16 protein-coding genes are annotated in these 15,110 nt (G+C 29.2%); 6 read left to right on the forward strand and 10 right to left on the reverse strand.

Annotated elements, in window-relative coordinates; all coding sequences use genetic code 11:
• Window positions 1-4 precede the first annotated feature (4 nt).
• The 6 genes from AAC008_RS05905 to AAC008_RS05930 form a co-directional block, all read right to left on the reverse strand.
• Complete coding sequence (locus AAC008_RS05905) at window positions 5-631, reverse strand: hypothetical protein (RefSeq protein WP_339888018.1); 627 nt, start codon at window positions 629-631, stop codon at window positions 5-7.
• 128 nt (window positions 632-759) lie between these two features.
• Window positions 760-1,818, reverse strand: a complete 1,059-nt coding sequence (locus tag AAC008_RS05910) for a nucleoid-associated protein (protein WP_339888020.1) — start codon at window positions 1,816-1,818, stop codon at window positions 760-762.
• 35 nt (window positions 1,819-1,853) lie between these two features.
• Entirely contained in the window at window positions 1,854-2,213 is a 360-nt protein-coding gene (locus AAC008_RS05915; RefSeq protein WP_339888022.1) for a four helix bundle protein, read from the reverse strand.
• A gap of 44 nt (window positions 2,214-2,257) precedes the next feature.
• On the reverse strand, window positions 2,258-2,785 hold the full coding sequence (locus tag AAC008_RS05920; protein ID WP_339888023.1) for a hypothetical protein: 528 nt from the start codon (window positions 2,783-2,785) through the stop codon (window positions 2,258-2,260).
• An 83-nt stretch (window positions 2,786-2,868) separates the two neighbouring features.
• On the reverse strand, window positions 2,869-3,783 hold the full coding sequence (locus AAC008_RS05925) for a glutaminase (RefSeq protein WP_339888024.1): 915 nt from the start codon (window positions 3,781-3,783) through the stop codon (window positions 2,869-2,871).
• A gap of 73 nt (window positions 3,784-3,856) precedes the next feature.
• Window positions 3,857-4,819, reverse strand: coding sequence for a lipid A deacylase LpxR family protein (locus AAC008_RS05930; protein ID WP_339888025.1), 963 nt, complete (start codon window positions 4,817-4,819; stop codon window positions 3,857-3,859).
• Window positions 4,820-4,967: 148 nt separating this feature from the next.
• Here AAC008_RS05930 and AAC008_RS05935 point away from each other — a divergent pair, with 148 nt between their 5' ends.
• The 6 genes from AAC008_RS05935 to AAC008_RS05960 all read left to right on the forward strand — a co-directional run bounded on the left by AAC008_RS05935 (window position 4,968) and on the right by AAC008_RS05960 (window position 11,054).
• The gene (locus AAC008_RS05935; protein WP_339888026.1) at window positions 4,968-7,121 is read left to right on the forward strand and encodes a TonB-dependent receptor; all 2,154 of its coding nucleotides are present in this window, start codon (window positions 4,968-4,970) and stop codon (window positions 7,119-7,121) included.
• 430 nt (window positions 7,122-7,551) lie between these two features.
• On the forward strand, window positions 7,552-8,172 hold the full coding sequence (locus tag AAC008_RS05940; protein ID WP_339888027.1) for a hypothetical protein: 621 nt from the start codon (window positions 7,552-7,554) through the stop codon (window positions 8,170-8,172).
• Window positions 8,173-8,189: 17 nt separating this feature from the next.
• Complete coding sequence (locus tag AAC008_RS05945; RefSeq protein ID WP_339888028.1) at window positions 8,190-9,530, forward strand: 2TM domain-containing protein; 1,341 nt, start codon at window positions 8,190-8,192, stop codon at window positions 9,528-9,530.
• Window positions 9,531-9,532: 2 nt separating this feature from the next.
• Entirely contained in the window at window positions 9,533-9,835 is a 303-nt protein-coding gene (locus tag AAC008_RS05950) for a 2TM domain-containing protein (protein WP_339888029.1), read from the forward strand.
• 1 nt (window position 9,836) lies between these two features.
• The gene (locus tag AAC008_RS05955; protein ID WP_339888030.1) at window positions 9,837-10,205 is read left to right on the forward strand and encodes a 2TM domain-containing protein; all 369 of its coding nucleotides are present in this window, start codon (window positions 9,837-9,839) and stop codon (window positions 10,203-10,205) included.
• 93 nt (window positions 10,206-10,298) lie between these two features.
• The gene (locus AAC008_RS05960) at window positions 10,299-11,054 is read left to right on the forward strand and encodes a LytTR family DNA-binding domain-containing protein (protein WP_339888032.1); all 756 of its coding nucleotides are present in this window, start codon (window positions 10,299-10,301) and stop codon (window positions 11,052-11,054) included.
• 94 nt (window positions 11,055-11,148) lie between these two features.
• On the opposite strand, the gene AAC008_RS05965 is transcribed toward AAC008_RS05960, so the two are convergent.
• The 4 genes from AAC008_RS05965 to AAC008_RS05980 all read right to left on the reverse strand — a co-directional run bounded on the left by AAC008_RS05965 (window position 11,149) and on the right by AAC008_RS05980 (window position 15,107).
• On the reverse strand, window positions 11,149-11,922 hold the full coding sequence (locus AAC008_RS05965; RefSeq protein WP_339888033.1) for a CDP-alcohol phosphatidyltransferase family protein: 774 nt from the start codon (window positions 11,920-11,922) through the stop codon (window positions 11,149-11,151).
• 54 nt (window positions 11,923-11,976) lie between these two features.
• The gene (locus AAC008_RS05970; RefSeq protein ID WP_339888035.1) at window positions 11,977-12,996 is read right to left on the reverse strand and encodes a COX15/CtaA family protein; all 1,020 of its coding nucleotides are present in this window, start codon (window positions 12,994-12,996) and stop codon (window positions 11,977-11,979) included.
• Window positions 12,997-13,062: 66 nt separating this feature from the next.
• Entirely contained in the window at window positions 13,063-14,478 is a 1,416-nt protein-coding gene (locus tag AAC008_RS05975; RefSeq protein WP_339888036.1) for an HD domain-containing protein, read from the reverse strand.
• Window positions 14,479-14,540: 62 nt separating this feature from the next.
• Window positions 14,541-15,107, reverse strand: a complete 567-nt coding sequence (locus AAC008_RS05980) for an L-threonylcarbamoyladenylate synthase (RefSeq protein ID WP_339888038.1) — start codon at window positions 15,105-15,107, stop codon at window positions 14,541-14,543.
• Window positions 15,108-15,110: the final 3 nt, after the last annotated feature.

Raw genomic sequence — 15,110 nt, forward strand, 5'->3', positions numbered from 1 at the left:
ACTACTAACTCATAGTATTCAGATATTCTCTCAAAATTTGAAGTTCTTTGTCTTCTTCTTCAATAGTAATTGAGTAATCTTTGATAATTGATTGTGTTAAGTGCTCAGCTGCTGTGATTTTAGTATTTCTGTGTTGAATTTTCTTTGTTAATCGAGCGATATAAAGTAAAATTATTCCAATTAAAAACCCTAAGATTGCCATAAATTGAAATTTATTTTTATCATTACTTTGTATTGAATCTCCAATGGATTTATCAATGTTTTGAACTAATAAAATAGAATTTGAATTGGCAGAATTATTAGAAATTTCTTCAACTTTTGCCTGTAATGAAGAACCTGTTTCTTGCATAAAATAGGTTTTGTAATCTTGAATAATTTCATTTTTTACTGCTTCATCTTTTACTATAATTTGAGGAAAAAAGAAAAACAAAATCGAACCTAAAATTAAAATAATTCCTAAAATAAGCGTGATAAATCTTTTGGTTGACAAATAAGCGCTTCCAAACCAACGACCAATTTTTGAACCTGATAATTCATCGTCCAAGTTGTTCAAAAGCGTCATTCGTTCTTTTAAAACTATTTGGCGGTTTGATTTTTCTTCTATGAATTTCTGTAAGTCTAGTTTGTTCATATACGCTGAATTTATTTCAGCATCTTATGATGCTAAAAATTATTATTCAAATATAAAGAAAATCCTCAATTACTTATTCGCAATTGAGGACTTTTATTTTTTGAACACTATTTACTGAATACTGAACACTAGCTTTTCTGTTCTTTGTTAAAGTAAACCAAGTAATAATACATTTGTTTTTCTTCGTCCCAACCTTTTTCAACAAATTTTTGAGCTGAATCAGAATTCACGAAGTCTAATTTAATTTGAACATTTGTATCTAAATGAATCGTATTTTTTAGTTTTTTACGAACGTCAGTCACAGCTGCATTTGCAATAGGAAAATTTGTTACATCTTCTATGCTATATTTTTCACCTTTATCTACTTTGTAGTTTTTAAATTCTGGAATAAACTCAGGGTTTTCCATAACTTCATTCAAGAAGGAAGTTTCTTCAAAAGCATCATTTTTTGCAAAGTGATTGATAGCTCTATTCATAAATAAAACCTCTTGTTGCTTATCTTCTGCGGGTAAAACGACATCTTTAGCAAAATCTTGACAGAATTTTAGATATTTCTTAGTCATGAAATTTTCATCCTGAAAAGCATCAACTGATAAGAAATGTTCTAACCAATAACGAGCATCATATCTGTTGCTATCAATTGTTAATATTTTATACCCTTCTTCTTTTTTATAATTGAAAATCAAACAACCTTTATCTAATTTGTTTAAATTGATTCCTTGTTGTAAAATCATTTCCAAACTACTACCGTTTTCTTCAAATTGTAAAAAATCAGTTTGGATTTCACTTTTGAAAACGCCAATAGCATCCACAACATTGTTATCAATCGACACATTTGAAAGGTAAGCTATATAAACTTCACCATTCTTAATATGTGGATGATTTGATTGCTCAAATAAGTGAGAAGTTATTTTTTTTGAAATGGTATGTACTTCGCTTGGATTATTGAAAATCTCAGTCGCCAAATTATACATATCATTATACTCTAAATCAACATCATGCGCAAACTGAAAGTAATTTTCTTCTTTTTCACGAAAAGGTTTAAAGAAATATTCTTTCAATAAAGGCATAATTTCATCGTTTAATCGATATGGATTTTCAGATAAAAAAATAGCTTCGTTACGGCTTTTGTTTCCAACTCTATGAATGGAAAGATTGTCTATGTGGGCGTTGAAAAGGTTTATCATTTGTTTTAAGTTTCTAAGTAACTAAGAGGTTGAAGTTACTGAGTGTTTTTAATTTTATTTATGAAAGAAACTAACATTCTTTCAATTTCTCTGGTGTCTTCATATATTTCATTGAATTTTACTTCATTTAAATATTGAATGTTTTTTGCAATTTCTAATTGTGTTTGTAATTCAAATAAAGATCCTAATGAAATGTTTAAAAATCTTAGATATTCTTTATTGCTTTCTCGTCCAAATCCTTCAGCAACATTACTTGGAATTGAAACGGAACATCTTCTAATTTGTGATGTTAAACCAAAGACTTCCTCTTTTGGAAAGTGATTTGTATAAGTATAAATTTTAGTAACTAAAGACATTGATTTTTGCCAAATAAATATATCTCTAAATGTTTTCATAAACTCAGTTACTTTTATTCTTAGCTACTTAGTTACTTTAAAAATTAATTCCAATTTTCTTCAAAACCAAAGTCTTCAAAGCTATCATCTCCTTCGAACATGTCTAAATCATCTTCGTCATAATCCTCTTCATCTAAACCACCTTCAGCTTCAAATAATTTATCTTCAGATTCTAAAGGAACTTCACCTTGTGAAAATAATAAGGCTGGATAGACTAATCCTTCTTGTTTTTCATCTTCAATTACGGCTAATTCCACGTAGAAAGTCCACATGTTTAAGAAATCATAAACGTAAATAATTTTTGTATGATGTTTGTCTAAATTATCTTCAAGGATAAATTCATTCATAGGTCTAACATCATCAGAATCATCACCTGTGTCAAATAAAGGAATTTCAAATTCTTGATTCCATTCATCATCACACATATAAAAGGAAGCCATTTCGGTTCCGTCAAAGCCAAAAGCGTTAACAATTGCGTTGTGTAAATCTTCTAAAGTATTTGTTTTTTCTATTACAATATCTCTAAAAATATCCTCTTTAGTATCTAATATAGCTCTAAATTTATAAATCATTTGTTTGAAATTTTATGAACTGCAAAAGTAAGTAATATTTAAGAAACTACTTTTGTCAAAAGTGCATTTGTTGATAAGATTTTCTAAAATATTGAGGCTTCAGTGATTGTGGTTAATCGTTCTAAAGTTTCTAATCCATAAACCGAATTTCCTTTTTTATTCAATTTTGGACTCCAAACAGCAACGGTATAATTATTTGGAAAAACAGCAGTAACGCCACCACCAACACCACTTTTTCCGGGTAAACCTACTTTAAAAGTAAATTCTCCAGCTTGATCATAAAAACCACACATTTGCATTAAGGCATTTATTCTTTTGCATTGACTTGAAGTAAGTAAACGTTCGTTATTATATGGATTTATCCCATTATTTGAAAAGATTTGAAAGCTTTTGGCTAGTTCTTCACAACTCATGGCTAAGGCACATTGATGATAATAAAAATCTAAAACATCTTCAGGATTGTTTTTAATATTTTCATAAGATTTGATGTAATTTACTAATGCAGCATTTCTAAAACCAGTTTCTTTTTCAGAATTGACAACCTCTAAATTATAATTTATTGATTTTGAATTTGCCAATGTTCTTACAAAATCTAAAAAATATGTTTTTGGATCTTCAAAATGTTCTAGCATTAAATCGGCAATAACTAAAGCACCAGCATTTATAAAAGGATTTCTTGGAATTCCGTTTTCATATTCTAATTGAACTAAGGAATTAAATGCATTTCCAGATGGTTCAAAATTGACTCTTTTCCATAAATCATTACCTATTTTGGAAAAAATTAAAGCTGTTGTGAAAACTTTTGTAATACTTTGAATCGAAAAATTTTCAGTTGCATTTCCTACATTATAAATATTTTGCTGATTGTCAATTAATGAAATTCCGAATTTAGAAGCATCAACTTTGGCTAATTCAGGAATATATTCAGCAATAGAACCATTATTTTCTAGTAGCTTTACTTCGTTATATATTGAGTTTAATATTTGTTGGTAATCCATGAGTAATGTTTTTGTAAATGTACTAATCAAAGAAGTACAATTTTAATAAAGTATATTTTATTTTTATACCTTATTAAAATGTGAAACCAATTTTAATTCCGCCCCATTTTGCTGAACTTCCAGAATCAAATTCTCTTGTGATAGCTGAACGGGAATATTCAAAATATAAAGTTTTTGTTTTTAAAACGATTCCATAATTGTGTTGAGCTGTAAAACGTTCAACAGAAGAATTAGAAATAGTATAAGGACTTTTTTGATTAAATAAACCACCTTGAAGCGTTGCATCATAACCAATTACATTCAAAACAGGTTGTGTGTAAAAATACAATTGAAATTTATTCTTTTCATTATTTGAAGTAAACGGTGAATTTATAATTCCGATTGTTGCATTTAAACCCAATGAAGCATTTGTAAATAGGGTTCCAGCTTTTAAATTTGCATCAGATTGTATAGAAAGTAAATTTTTGAAACGAAAAAGTTGTTTTTCTAATCCGATTTCATAATTTAGAACGATGTCATTTTTAACTTGATTTTTCCAACCTTGTGGAATTGTATTTCCGGTTGCTTCATGAATGGCAACTTGCATTTCTTTGCCAAATGCTCCAGGACCAATTATTCCAAGATTCAAAGAAGAATAACCTCTATATCTCTTTTCAATATTTGTCGAAATCACAAAACTTTTAAGCATTATTGCTGCAGCAAAAGGTCTGTCGCCATATTGAATTTCTGGACTTTTATAGGAATTAGGAGTAAAACCAATGTGCTCAATAGAAATTCCGAATTTGTTTTCAGTGTTTTCTGGAATAAAAAATAAGTTGTTGACAGGGTTTTTTTCAAAAAAAGGAGAAACTAACTCAAAATTATAACCTTGTGTGTAATTTTCATCTGTTGAAGTGAAGTAATCATTGTCATAATTAAACCTAAAATAAGTATCACTTTTAATATCTCTAAAAGAAGCCATATTATTAATTTTTTGTGCCAATAAACAATTAGGAATGATAAGTAGTAAAAGAAGTTTTATAGTATTTGTTTTCATACTATCATTTACGAAAATAAGGAAATAATAGTTTTTTAATACATAAATTACAATTCATCCTTAAAATTCTACAGTTCGGAAAAGGTTAGTTTTTATTGATTAGCTTTTACTACAATTTTGCTTCATCAAACTAACTAAAATTAAAAAGATGAAAACGATTTTAACTTTATTAATCACATTTATAACTCTTTTAAGTTACTCTCAAACCACTTTGAAGGGGAAAGTCATTGATGAGCAAAAGAATCCAATTGTAGCTGCCAATGTGTTTTTGAAAGGTACTTATGATGGAACAATTACAGATGAAAACGGAGAATTTTCATTTAGAACAACTTCATCGGGAAATCAAATTTTGCAAATCAGTTTTATTTCTTTTGAAACTCTAACAGTAAAAATTGAAGTTGAGAACTATCAACCAAAAACATTCAACTTAAAAGATGACTTAAATACACTAGATGCAGTGGTTGTTTCAGCCGGAACTTTTAAAGCTGGTGATAATAGTAAGGTTACAGCCTTGAAACCTTTAGATATTGTCACAACAGCTGGTTCTGCCGGAAATATTATTGGTGCCTTACAAACTTTGCCAGGAACACAAACTGTTGGAGAAAGTGGTCGTTTATTTGTTCGTGGTGGAGAATCGAATGAAACGCAAACTTATGTAGATGGAATTAGAGTAGCGCAACCTTATGGTGCAACAGCTAATAATGTGCCAACAAGAGGACGTTTTTCTCCGTTTTTGTTTGATGGAATTACGTTTTCAACGGGTGGTTATAGTGCTGAATATGGTGATGCCCTTTCAAGTGTGCTTTTGATGAATACAATTGATGAACCTGTACAAGATCAAACGGATATTTCGATAATGACTGTTGGTGCTGGTTTAGGAAAAACAAAGATATGGGAAAATAGTTCGTTGACTTTTAATACTAGTTATATGAATTTAGCTCCATATCAAGCCATTATTCCTCAAAATTTAGATTGGAATAAACCTGTTGAGGTATTTTCGGGTGAAAGTATTTTTAGAACTAAAATTAAAAAAGGATTGCTAAAAATCTACGCAGCTTTTGATAAAACCAATTTCGATATCAATCAAAAAGACGTGAATTTTGAAGATAAAATTAGAGTTGATATTACGAACAAAAACCTTTATTTGAATTCTTCATTCGTAGGATATGTTGCTGAAAACACTAAGCTTCAAACGGGTTTGAGTTATGGTTACAGTCAAAATAAAATCAATTTAGCAAATGATAACGTTGGTAATAATGAAAGAAGTTTACATTATAAATTAAAATTTACTCAGTTTTTGACCCATAGAATAAAATTAAATTTTGGAGGAGATTATTTTCATACCAATTTTGATGAGTCTTTTCAAGAAAATCAAGCCAATAGTTTTCTTTCCGGATATGATAATAATTTAGGAGCTTTGTTTGCTGAAACCGAAATCTTCTTTTCTAAAAAACTAGCTATGAATGTTGGATTAAGAGGTTCAAATGCTTCTATTGTAAATGACTTTGTAGTTGAACCAAGAATTTCAATGGCTTATAAAATCGCTGAAAATAATCAGGTTTCTTTGGCTTATGGAACTTTTAATCAAACGCCTAATCAAAGTTATTTGAAATATACTTCTAATTTGAATTATGAAAACACGTCACATTATATTCTGAATTATATGTATAATAAAGAAGGCAAAATGTTCAGAGCTGAAGGGTATTATAAAAATTATAATGATTTGGTAAAATACAATACTTCATCTGCTCAATTTGATAGTGATTTCAACAATAACGGTTATGGTTTTGCTAAAGGAATCGATTTGTTTTGGAGAGATAATAAATCCATTAAAAATTTAGAATATTGGATTTCCTATTCATTTATTGATTCAAAAAGAGATTATAAAAATTATGAAACTAACGTAACCCCAAGTTTTATTGCAAAACATAATTTTTCATTAGTCACTAAATATTGGGTTGAAAAACTAAAATCACAAATTAGTGGAACCTATTCATACAATTCAGGAAGACCTTATGATAATCCAAATTCAGTTGTTTTTATGAATGAGCAAACACAATCATATAACAATTTGAGTTTTAGCTGGGCTTATCTTTTATCACAACAAAAAATACTATTCCTTTCAGTTTCAAATGCCATAGGAACAAATACTATTTTTGGATACAATTATGCCAATTCACCAGATTTAAACGGACAGTTCCAACGTCAAGCCATTACACAACCAGCCAATCGCTTTGTTTTTGTAGGATTCTTTTGGACCATTAGTGATAATAAAAAGACTAATAATTTAGATAACTTGTAGGATTGAAATTAATAGTAGCAATTTAACTATTTGTTCATTTGAAGTTCATTGCCTTATTCTTTAAATTCAAGGCTTTAGACGTCATCTTTGGGGTTGTTTACTCCGTGTTTGGCATTGTCTGCGTCATATTTGGCATTATATAACGCCAATTTTGGGGTTCTAGACGTCATTTTTGGCATTGTTTACATCATTTTTGGGGTTATATAATGCCATACTTGGGGTTGTTAACGTCATATTTGGGGTTTTTGATGGTTGTTTATATAATTAAGTCCTATAAACACTAAAAATGAATTTTGTTATGCTCTTTTTTAGAAAACAACAATTCATCCTCAATATTCAACAGTTCGGTAATAACAATTTTATAATCATAACATTCTGGTGCAACTTTGTACTATCAAAAAAAGAAATACTAACTTTAAATTTTAATATCATGACAAAAATTATCACATTCATCGCAATTTTAGTTTGTGGATTAGTTTCAGCACAAACAAATTATGAAACAGGCATGGCAAAAGGAATGCAACTTTGGTCAGAAGGAAAAAACACAGAAGCTTCAGCTACATTTGAACGCATTGCTTCTGCAGAATCAAAAGAATGGTTGCCTAACTATTATGTGGCTCTTATTAATACGCTATCATCTTTTCAAACACAAGACAAAGAAGAAATTAAATCATTGTTAGATAAAGCTCAAAATGCTTTAGATGTTGAATTTAAGAAAGACAGCCAAAATGCAGAGTTATTAGTAGTTCAAGGATTAATCTACACAGGATGGATTGTTTCCGACCCTATGACAAACGGAATGAAATATTCTGGAATGGCAAATGGAGTTTATGCAAAAGCAGCTAAAATTGCACCAGAAAATCCAAGAGTTATGTTTTCTAAAGCAGAATTTGAAATGGGTTCAGCAAAGTATTTTGGACAAGATACAGCGCCAATGTGCGAACAAATTGCAAAATCGATACCTTTGTTTGAGAATTTTCAATTAGAAACACCATTTCATCCAAATTGGGGATTAGATAGAGCTAAAGAAGTTTCAGCGGATTGTAACTAATACTTAAAATTACTAAAATGAAAAATAGATATATAAAAGAATTTCCGAGAGCATTAATAATTGGTTTTTCTATTTTTTGTATCATAGTTTTGATTAATGTTCTTAATGGTCACGAAGTTTCTTTTAATGACGAATTAAAGATTACATTTTTATACACATTACTTTATAGTTTTTCATTACATCTGGCAAATACGTATTTGTTTATAGTATTAGACAAGGTTTTTGTAAATAAGAGATTTTCAAGAAAAAGAATTGTTGTAGGGTTTGTGTCTTCTTTTTTTTTATCCTTATTTATTATTTTTTTATTGAGAATGTTTGGAAATGTAATTGTAGAAGGAGAGAAGTTGTCTGATTTTATTAAATATGAAACTCCTTCAAACTACATAATGGCATCCATATTTACTTTTGTAGTTCTTTTGATTATTCATTTAATTTATTTCTATAAAGCCTATCAAGAAAATAGAGTAAAAGAACAAAAAATCATTGCAGGAACGGCTTCAGCCAAGTTTGAAAGTCTAAAAAGTCAAATTGATCCTCATTTTTTATTCAACAGTTTAAATGTTTTGAGTTCTTTGATTGAGGAAAATCCAGAAAATGCACAAAAATTCACTACTTCATTATCTAAAATTTATAGATATGTTTTGGAGCAAAAAGATAAAGAATTGGTTACAGTTGCTGAAGAATTAGCTTTCGCAAAAACGTACATGAACTTATTAAAAATGCGTTTTGAAGATAGTATTACGTATGAAGTTCCAGAGGGTTTTAATGATGAAGATGCTAAAGTGGTTCCGTTATCCTTACAGTTATTATTAGAAAACTGTATTAAACATAATATTGTAAGCGAGAAAAAGCCATTACACATCAAAATAAGCATACAAAACAACGAATTAATAGTAGAAAATAACAAGCAAAAAAAGGAAGTATTGCAGGATCGAAGAGGTGTTGGACTTCAAAATATTGTAAGTCGATATGCAATTTTAACTAAGAGAAATGTTCTAGTAGAGGATACTGATGAATATTTCAGAATAAAACTTCCAATTTTAACTAAACAAATATCAGTTATGGAAACAACCTACAATTACAACGAACAAACAGCTTACGATAGAGCTAAAGATAGAGTAGAAAAGTTAAAAGGGTTCTATGGCAATTTAATTTCTTATTGCTGTGTTATTCCAATTCTTATTGTGATTAATTTAAGCACATCAAGTTTTCAATGGTTTTGGTTTCCAATGTTAGGTTGGGGATTGGGTTTAACTTTTCATGCTTTTGAAACTTTTGGATATGGAAAGTCTTGGGAAGAAAAGAAAATTCAAGAGATATTACAAAAAGAAAATAAAGAAGAATCAAAATGGAAATAATTATGGAAACAAACAATGATTTTGAACGCTATCAGAAAGCAAAAAAACAAGTACAAGAATTAAAAGGATTTTATAGTCATTTATTAAGTTATGTAATAGTAATGATTGTAATAATATACATCAACCTTAAATATACACCAGAAGTTTTATGGTTCATTTGGACGTTATTAGGTTGGGGAATTGGTATATTTTTTCATGCGATGCGAGTGTTTAATTTTTTCCCGTTTTTCAATAAAGATTGGGAGAAAAATAAGATTAAACAATTTATGGAAGAAGAAAAGTCTAATAAAAATAAATTTCAATAAGATGAGTATAGGAGAAAGAGTACAACGAAGAATGGACAAAGGAGATTTTAAAAATTATATTCCAACAAGTCCAGAAGATGCTAAATATTATGAAGCATTAAAAAGAGTAAAACGCATAAAAGGATTTTATACACATGCATTAGTTTATTTTGTTATTAACTTAATGTTTGTTGTAATTAACTATCAAAATTTAGGTGAAGGAGAAAGCTATTTTCAATGGCATAATTTTATAACAGCTTTCTTTTGGGGAATTGGATTATTAGCTCATGGATTATCTGTTTTTTTACCAGGAATGATTTTAGGAAATGACTGGGAAGAACGAAAAATTAAAGAGTTGATGGAAAAAAATAAAAACAATAAATGGGAATAAATTTTGAATTTAGAAGTCAGAATTTAGAATTCAGAAGTTTTACATAAAACCTTTTAACCTCATAAACTTTTAAACTTATAACCATAATTTAAAATGAACATAATTATAATAGAAGACGAAAAACCAGCTGCAAGATTATTGCAACGAAAAGTTGAAAAATTGGGTTTAGAAGTACATACACTTTTACATTCTGTGGAAGATTCAATTGAGTGGTTTCAAAACAATAATCACCCAGATTTGATTTTTTTAGATATTCAACTTTCGGATGGATTATCGTTCGAAATTTTTGAGCAAATTGACATCAAAAGTGCGGTCATTTTTACGACTGCTTTTGATGAATATGCGTTGCGTGCTTTCAAGTTAAATAGCATCGATTATTTGCTAAAACCAATTGATGATGTTGACCTAGAAATTGCCGTAAATAAATTTAAAAATCAAGTCCAAAAAAACACGGCTTCAAACTTGGATTTTGAGATGATAAAAAAGATGATTTTAGGAAATGAAACTAAAGAATACAAAAGTAGATTTTCTGTAAAAATCGGACAACAACTAAAAGTGATTTCAATTGATGAGGTTGAGTGTTTTTACAGTGAAAATAAAGGAACCTATTTGCATACTTTTGAAAACCGAAATTATCTTTTAGATACAACTTTGGAACAAATAGAGGAGGAGTTAAACCCAAAAGAATTTTATCGCGTGAGTAGAAAATTTATTATTCCTTTAAAGGCAATTAATGAAATTCAAGTCTATAGTAATTCTAGATTAAAAGTAATTTTACCTTCTTATAAAGACGAAGAAGTTGTCGTTTCAAGAGAAAAAGTTTCTGATTTTAAGTCTTGGATTGGTTAAAATTACATATTGAATTAGTGGTTTATGTAATTTATTTTAAAATTTTGTTAATCAAATAATTAAAGGCTAACTATAGAATTTATCTATTGTGATTTTAAGTCTTTATAAAGCGTTTTCTTATGCCTATAAATGCAAAAATTAATAGCGTAAATAAAATGAAAAAAGGAACTATAAATTCTATTAAATTTAAGGGTAACATTATGGCAATTATCAGCAACTGAAAACCTAATCCAAAAACAGATAATGATGTCATAAACCAATTTGGAAACGTTTTTACCTTATACGCATCCTTATCTAAAAAGTGAATTATTTTATCAAAAACTCCGTAAACTACTGTGTAAATTTTGAACAAAATATCAACCGATTTTTGACTTTCACCAGGTAAAGCTTTAGGAGATTTGTATTCAAAAATCTTGCTCGTTGAGTCACCACCAACCGATTTATTTCTCAAAATTACATAGTAATAATTGTATAAAGTTCCTTGCAATTGTATGCCAAAAAAGGCCAGAATTGTAAGCCAAAAAGAGGTGTTTGAAACGTAACAAATTGCCATAAAAAACATGAAATTTAAGACAATGTCAAAGACACTATCAAGGTATCTTCCGGTGTAAGATGGAGTGTTTTTTATACGCGCTAATTCACCATCTGCAGCATCAATAATTGACTTTAAAACAATGAAAAATCCTGCGGCAAAATAGTAGTGATTTAAGATGCAATATATCGCAATTAATCCGGAAATTCCGAAAAGTAAAGTAACATGAATTGGAGTGAATTTGGTGTTTTTTAATTGCAAAGCAAAGGCTTTTCCAAAGGTTCTTCCATAGTCTGATAAATCTAAAAATTTATCTTTTTCGGCAAGTTTTGACATTCATAATAATCAAAGAAATGTGACAATATAGTCGGAATAGTAAATATACTATTTTTATTTAGATAAACGATGCAAGACAAATGTCATAGCCGTTAAAAGTAAAAAAGCCATCAATTGATGTGCTAAACCTAACCACATGGGAACATGAAAAAGTAAGGTAAAAACACCAAGAATGAATTGTAGAAAAACAAATGAAATTAGCACTTTTAAACTTCTACATTGAGTTGTGTTTAAATTAATTTTTCGGCTTTTATAATATAAGAATGCTATTAATGCAACAACGACATAAGCGAAAGTTCTATGTACAAACTGAACGCCACTTTTACCTTCAATTAGATTTTTAAATAATGTCGGTTGTTCAATAAATACACTGTCATGTATAAATTGCCCGTCGCTCATTAAAGGCCAATGGTTGTGTATTAAACCCGCATTTAAACCAGCTACAAATCCACCGTAAATAATTTGGATAATTAAAGCGACTAAAGCAACTTGTGCAATAATTTTTAATGATTTATAGATTTCATTTTTTTCGGGATACATTAAATCTAAAGCAACCCAAAGTGTGTAGGCAAAAGTAATAAACGCAAACGTTAAGTGTAAAGCCAATCTAAAGTGACTTACATCTGGATTATCAATTAAGCCACTTCTTACCATAAACCAGCCTAAAAACCCTTGAAAAGCACCCATTATTAGTAGAATGATACATTTCTTTATGGTTGCTTTGTCTAATTTCTTTTTTATTAAGAAATATACGAACGGAATTATAAAAACAATTCCTATAATTCGTCCAATAAAACGGTGAAACCATTCCCAAAAATAGATGAATTTATAATCAGAAAGCGTAAAGTCGTTGTGAATGTTGATTTTCTGGTATTCTGGAAATTTCTTGTACTCTTCAAAAGCATCAACCCATTTTTCATCGCTTAAAGGTGGAAAAGTATCAGTTACCAAATGCCAATCAGTCATCGATAAACCAGAATTTGTTAGACGAGTAATTCCTCCAACCATTACCATGATGAATAATAATACACATCCTGAAAGTAACCAAATTATGACTGATTTATTATTTTTCATCTTTACTTTTTACAAAAATAATTCTATATTTTTAATCTCTAATCCTAACAGTTGTTAAATGAAAAGTTAAACTTTTTTCAAGCCCATTTTTTCAGCTCTATTCAATACAAATTGATAAGCAGCTTCATATTCATTAGGAATTTCTCCTTCTAAAATTGCTTCTTTAACAGCTTCTTTTAGTGTACCAATCTCTCTTGAGGGCTTTAGATTGAATATTTCCATGATTTCTTCACCAGAAATTGGAGGTTGAAAGTTTCTTACTGAATCTTTTTCTTCAACTTCAACAATTTTTTGTCTAACGATATTGAAATTATTATGGTATTTTTTAAACTTGTGCGGATTTTTTGTGGTAATATCAGCTTCGCAAAGAGTCATTAAATTTTCTACATCTTCACCAGCATCAAAAACTAAACGTCTTACTGCAGAATCTGTTACAATATCTTCAGCTAAAACAATTGGACGTGAACTCAACATAACCATTTTTTGAACAAATTTCATTTTTTGGTTCTGAGGCATGTGTAATCTTATAAAGATACGTTTAACCATTTTTCCACCTAAAAATTCATGTCCATGAAAAGTCCAGCCATTTTTTTTACTGAATCTTTTTGTCGGAGCTTTTCCAATATCATGTAATAATGCAGCCCAACGAAGCCAAACATCATCAGTATTTGGACAAATGTTATCTACAACTTCTAAAGTATGGTAAAAATTGTTTTTATGTGTATGACCTTCAATTTCTTCAACATTATTTAAGTCAGTTAATTCTGGAAGAATAATATTTAAAAGTCCGGTTTTATATAACAATAGAAATCCAATAGAAGGTTTGTCGGTAGAAAGGATTTTATTTAGTTCATCTACAATTCGTTCACCAGAAATTATTGAAATTCTTTCTTTATTTCTTGATATTGCTTCTAAAGATTCTGTTTCAATTTCAAAATTTAATTGTGTAGCAAAACGAATGGCACGCATCATTCTCAAAGGATCATCAGAATAAGTAATGTCAGGGTTTAAAGGTGTTTTTATGGTTTTTGATTCTAAATCAGCTACACCATTAAAAGGATCAACTAAATCACCGTAATTTTCTTCCTTTAAAGAAAAAGCCATAGCATTTATAGTAAAATCACGTCTTTCTTGATCATCTTGTAATGTTCCTATTTCGACTTTTGGATTTCGACTTTCCGTTTGATAGCTTTCTTTTCGAGCACCCACAAATTCTACATCAGTGTCTTTGTAACGAAGCATTGCTGTTCCATAATTTTTAAAAACTTGGACTTTTGGTTTGTTAGGTAAAAGTTCAGAAACTTTTAATGCTAAATCAATTCCACTACCAACAGCAACAATGTCAATATCTTTTTTTAAAGGTCTTTCTAAGAGATAATCACGAACAAATCCACCAATAACATAACTATCTACATTAAGTTCTTGACTTGCTTTTGCAATGATTTTAAATATTGGGTTATTTAGTGCTTTTGTATAATTCATTTTTTTTGACCTCAAATTCGCAAATTCCTGTAATTGGGATTTGGGATTTATTTTTTGGAATTTTACTTACGAATAATCTTCACCTGACTATCTAAACTTAATTTAATTATAGTTGAAGGTTTTTCGCAAATTTTATCTTTGTGCAAATTTACTACATAGTCAACACCTTTAATAATTTCTGGGTCAATTTCTTTGAAAGATTTTGGTGAAGGCATTCCTGATAAATTAGCAGAAGTAGAAACTAAAGGTTTCTTCATGCGTTCCATAAGTTTGAAACAAAAAGGTTCTTTAACGATTCTTATGGCTAAAGTATTGTCTTCTGCAATTAAATTTTTAGCTACATTTTTAGGCTTGTCTAATATTAAAGTAGTTGGGTTTTCGGACATATCTAAAATTTCCCAAGCAACTTCTGGTACATCTTTGAATATGTTGAAAACCATTTTATCCGAATTCATCAAACAAATCATGCTTTTACTTTCTTCTCGCTTTTTTAATGCGTAGATTTTGGCAACAGCCTCTTCATTTGAAGCATCACAGCCAATTCCCCAAACGGTATCAGTTGGATAAAGGATTATTCCGCCTTCTTTAATTACTTCGTATGCGTTGTTTATTTCTGTATTTATGTCCAATTT

This window comes from uncultured Flavobacterium sp. (assembly GCF_963975515.1).
GTDB lineage: Bacteria > Bacteroidota > Bacteroidia > Flavobacteriales > Flavobacteriaceae > Flavobacterium.